This window comes from Pseudoalteromonas sp. SG43-7 (assembly GCF_014164295.1).
Lineage (GTDB): Bacteria > Pseudomonadota > Gammaproteobacteria > Enterobacterales > Alteromonadaceae > Pseudoalteromonas > Pseudoalteromonas rhizosphaerae.
In genome coordinates this window covers 1-214 of record NZ_JACJEY010000256.1, presented here as the reverse complement: position 1 = coordinate 214, position 214 = coordinate 1, and the positions used below count along the sequence as shown (strand labels likewise).

The 214-nt window shown below is 40.2% G+C and carries 1 protein-coding gene; it reads left to right on the top strand.

Annotated elements, in window-relative coordinates; genetic code table 11:
* Window positions 1–214 (top strand): ATP-binding protein (locus H5200_RS23825; protein ID WP_220497060.1); only part of this gene is annotated, 214 nt, incomplete at both ends.

Sequence of the window (214 nt, the reverse complement as noted above, 5' to 3'; positions counted from 1 at the left end):
TATATCAAGAGCAAAGCTTTATAGAGCGCGTCAGTTTATTGCTCACTCATGAAATTGATACGCGTGAGCAAAGAAAAATCGACCGGCTAGTGCGACACGCTAAATTCCGCTTACCGGCTCAGTTAAATCAACTGATTTACTCGCCGACACGTAATATAGAAAAAGCACAGATACGTAACTTAAGCCAAAATAGCTGGCTAAACTTACATCAAAA